We start from the raw sequence: 3,253 nt of genomic DNA on the forward strand, positions 1-3,253 counted from the left end.
TTCTACAGATTCGAAAGAATCTCAGGATCTGGCGAATGTCGTTTCGGCCCGAAGTATCCAGTTAAATGCATTAACCACTCAATGGGAAATGTCGGTGAAACAGGCCGAACAACGTAGTAAGATGCTCGAAGCGCAGAAGCAAAAGGAATTTTCAAAACAGCAACTGAATGCGCCAGTTGCCGACTTGAATAATATAGGTAGTTAGCCATGAAAAAATTAACTTTTGTTACCCCTCTGGTTTTGTCACTTATTTTTCTGAGTGGGTGTGATGAGAAATACTCTCGCGAATGGTTTATTAAGCATCACGATGAAATGATTGCCAAATACACTGAATGTCTGCTGGATGGCACTTGGGATATTAAGGAGTGTCAGAACGCCAGAGATGCAATGAAACATGAACAGGACAAACCAGATGTTATTGAAGGAAAAAAACAAGCCATAGAAAAACTAAAGGATAAAATTTCATTACAGCCAGTTCCAGACCTTAATAATGTGAGGTGATATATGTCCGGTGGTATATTCACAGGGATGAACAATGCCATCATGGGAAGCTTAAATACCGTATTACAGGGGCAAGCCTCTGTATATGGTTCCATGATGACGATGCTCATCACCAGTTCGTTCACCTCTTATATTGTCTTTAAAGGTTATCAGACCATTGCCGGTAAACTTCAAAAACCGGTTGAAGACGTTATGTGGGATATTGGCCGAATGCTGTTAATCATGATGTTTGTGGCTAATATTGGTGGCTGGCTGGATATAACGATAGCGGCCATTAATGGGCTGAAAAATGGTGTTACCGGCAGTGATAACATATGGATGCTTTTAGATACAGTTTGGGCAAAAGCTCAAAAATTGGGGACAACCCTTTATAATCTCGATGATTCGGATTATGTTAAACTCAATGGAGGACTTGCAGAAGGGTTGGTTTGGGGTGGAGCAATTTTTGTTCTTACTGTCACGACCTTTGTTAATCTTCTGGCAGAAATCACCATTCTTTTAATGTGTACGACTGGCCCAATATTTATTTTCTGCCTACTTTATGGGTTTCTCAGGCCAATGTTCGATAACTGGCTGAAAATAATATTCACCGCAATTATCACAATAATGCTTTCTGCATTTTTTGTCAGAATAGCCATCAATTATACCAACACCATTCTCGATATTGCCGTGCAAAATGCCAACGATAAAAATATCGTTACGCTTGGTGCGCAAACGCTGTTGGCGAGTATCGGTGCGGGTATCTTGATTCTATTTTCAGCAAAAGTGGGAACCGGACTCGGTGGTGCAGCCACACAGGCCACCATGCAGGCTGTTGCCATGTCCGGTATCAGTTCTCTTGGCAGTAAAGCGAAAGACGCCGCTCCCGGAGCACTGAAGGCCGGTGCAGCCGGTGCGAGACTCGGTGCTAAGGGGGCGGCCACTGGCGCACAACTGGCCGGACGGGCAGTTGATTACGCCGCCGGTAAAGCTGCTGACGCGTACAGCTCCTGGAGTAACACCCGTGCTGCTGCCTCTGCATTCAGGGGAGCCGCCGCAAACCGTCGGGCATCGATCCAGACCATGCTCCGGGCCAATCAGCAACGTCTTAAGTAACACAGCTTCAGTTATTTCCGTAACACACATCGCGTGTGTGACCGGGTAAAACGAGAAAATCCCGCTTTATATTCCCTTCTCTCTCCGTCCTGCTAAGCCATACACCATGCCATCAAAAGCCCCTTAGGGAGCCGTGGTCACGCCAGGCCAATGGCTACGGCGTGGCGTATCTGCGCGTCACTACACGTAGCGGCTTATTACGGGACGAAACAAAAGGACAGACACTTGACTGCTCCCCACCCTGAAGGATGGGGATTCCCACTTCAACGAGCCGAACCTAAGCCGCGTGCTGCGATTCAGGATTTACAGGCTCTCCGTGGGCTAACACTGCCAGCCCGGCAGCTTTGATATTTCGGGCCGCGTTAATGTCGCGATCATGGGCTACTCCGCACTCAGGGCAAGTCCATTTACGAACATCAAGGGGCATAGTTTTCATGGTGAAACCGCAACTGCTACAACATCTGGAAGAAGGGAAATACTGATCAATAGCGACAACGCTACGCCCTGCCCATTCCCCTTTGTACTGTAGCTGGCGAACAAGTTCGCTCCAGCCTGCGTCAGCTATCGCTTTAGACAGCTTCGGGTTGCGGATCATGTTTTTCACCCTGAGGGATTCGACGCAAACAACTTGGTTTTCGTTAATCAGTTTGCGGGACAATTTGTGCAGGTTGTCCATCCGGCAATCGGCGATTTTCGCGTGGAGTCGGGCGACCTTTAAGCGTGCTTTGGCGCGGTTCTTTGAGCCTTTTTTCTTCCTGCTCAACCTGCGCTGTTGCTATGCCAGTCGCTTCGCATATTTAGCGGTGTGGCGGGGATTGCCGGTTTTGAATCCTGTGTCGGTGACGAACAAATCTTTTAAGCCAACATCAATGCCGACAGTTTTAGCGGTAACAGGCATTGATACAGGTTCAAACTCACACAGACAGGAAACGAAGTACCGCCCGGCCGCATCTCTGGAAATGGTAACGGTTGACGGCGCAGAAGGTAGTTCACGGCTCCAGCGAATGTCCAGCGGCGACTTGCTCTTTGCCATGTACAACCTGCCGTCACGGTATTTAAACGCGCTGGCAGTGAACTCAGCTGCCTGCTTGTGCCGTTTGCTTTTGAAGGCCGGATATGCGGCACGTCCGGCGAAGAAGTTAGCAAAGGCCGTTTGTTGGTGGCGCAGAGACTGCTGGAGGGGGACGCAGGATACATCGTTAAGCCAGACGTACTCAGACTCTTTTTTGAGCGCAGTAAGGCGAGCATTAGCCTGTAGATAACCGATTTTCTCCTTTCGCTCGTAGTACGCATCGGTACGCCAGCGGAGGATGGAGTTGTAGACGAAGCGCACACAGCCGAACGTCTGAGCTAAAAGCTCAGCCTGTTCTGGTGTTGGGTAAAACCGGTATTTATACGCACGCTTCATAATTTCAAATACTAAAGAGGAAAATGTGATTATGCAAAAGACAGTTAGTCGAAAAACCGCCGCCTTTCCTCCCCGGCCTGAAGGCCGGGGTTTCCCGGAGGCATTCTGATGAAATACAGCATCCCTTTTCTGGTGCTGTGGCTGCTTACCGGCTGCGCACATCAAAACCACTTACCGCCGGTTTCCGGCAACCCGGAACCTGTTAATTCACCGGCCATTATTCAGGAGTTAACGAATCATGTCTGATTT

The 3,253-nt window shown here is 48.6% G+C and carries 4 protein-coding genes and 1 pseudogene; 4 read left to right on the top strand and 1 reads right to left on the bottom strand.

Annotation, left to right across the window (positions count from 1 at the left end; genetic code table 11):
- The 3 genes from VGM55_RS27080 to VGM55_RS27090 all read left to right on the top strand — a co-directional run.
- A partial coding sequence (locus tag VGM55_RS27080; protein WP_331637304.1) for a type IV secretion system protein occupies positions 1-205 on the top strand: 205 nt, incomplete at its 5' end.
- Between the two features lie 2 nt (positions 206-207).
- A complete protein-coding gene (locus VGM55_RS27085; RefSeq protein ID WP_331637305.1) occupies positions 208-501 on the top strand; it encodes an EexN family lipoprotein in 294 nt (97 codons plus the stop codon).
- A 3-nt stretch (positions 502-504) separates the two neighbouring features.
- On the top strand, positions 505-1,596 hold the full coding sequence (locus VGM55_RS27090) for a type IV secretion system protein (protein ID WP_331637306.1): 1,092 nt from the start codon (positions 505-507) through the stop codon (positions 1,594-1,596).
- 277 nt (positions 1,597-1,873) lie between these two features.
- Here the strand turns inward: VGM55_RS27090 and VGM55_RS27095 are convergent.
- Positions 1,874-3,004, bottom strand: a pseudogene (locus VGM55_RS27095) (RNA-guided endonuclease InsQ/TnpB family protein).
- 108 nt (positions 3,005-3,112) lie between these two features.
- Between VGM55_RS27095 and VGM55_RS27100 the strand changes: the two are divergent.
- Positions 3,113-3,250 (top strand): hypothetical protein, encoded by a 138-nt coding sequence (locus tag VGM55_RS27100; RefSeq protein WP_219826155.1) that lies wholly within the window; start codon positions 3,113-3,115, stop codon positions 3,248-3,250.
- Positions 3,251-3,253: the final 3 nt, after the last annotated feature.

This window comes from Cedecea sp., assembly GCF_036500665.1.
Taxonomy (GTDB): domain Bacteria; phylum Pseudomonadota; class Gammaproteobacteria; order Enterobacterales; family Enterobacteriaceae; genus Cedecea.